Here is a 507-nt window from a genome sequence, read left to right as displayed (position 1 = left end):
GCGGTCCGGCGGGCGAGAAGGCGGGGCGGACCGCGCACCGGCTGCGGCGCGAGGCCGGCGCCGCCGCCCGCGTACGCCATCCGTCCGCCGTGCGAGTCCGGGACGTGACCGGTGAGGACGGGCTGCCCTGGATCGTCATGGAGTGGGTCGAGGGCGAGTCGCTGCGCGAGACCGTGGGTCGCGGTCCGCTGCCGCCCGCCGAGGCGGCCCGGATCGGACTCGCCGTGCTGGGTGCGCTGCGCGCCGCGCACGCCGTCGGCATCGTGCACCGTGACATCAAGCCCGCCAATGTGCTGATCGAGTCCGGCACCGGACGCGTGGTCGTCACCGACTTCGGGATCGGTGACGGGCACACCGAGGACGCCCCCGAGGGGTTCGTCGCGCCGGAGCGGGCGTCCGGGCGGGGTGGGCCCGCCTCCGACCTGTGGTCGCTCCGGCGCGCTGCTCGCCGCCATGACGGACGGCGACCCCGGCCCGCTCGCCCCGCTGCTGGACCGCCTGCGCGCC

The 507-nt window shown here is 77.5% G+C and carries 1 protein-coding gene; it reads left to right on the top strand.

The features are described 5' to 3' along the window. Positions 1-507, top strand: a 507-nt coding sequence (locus GT030_RS24705; protein WP_161202983.1) for a serine/threonine-protein kinase, incomplete at both ends; no start/stop codon positions are given.

The sequence above is a fragment of the Streptomyces sp. SID1328 genome, from assembly GCF_009865595.1.
Lineage (GTDB): Bacteria > Actinomycetota > Actinomycetes > Streptomycetales > Streptomycetaceae > Streptomyces > Streptomyces griseoluteus.
The sequence above is the reverse complement of the archived record's forward strand: the minus strand, read 5'-3'. Positions and strand labels throughout refer to the sequence as shown.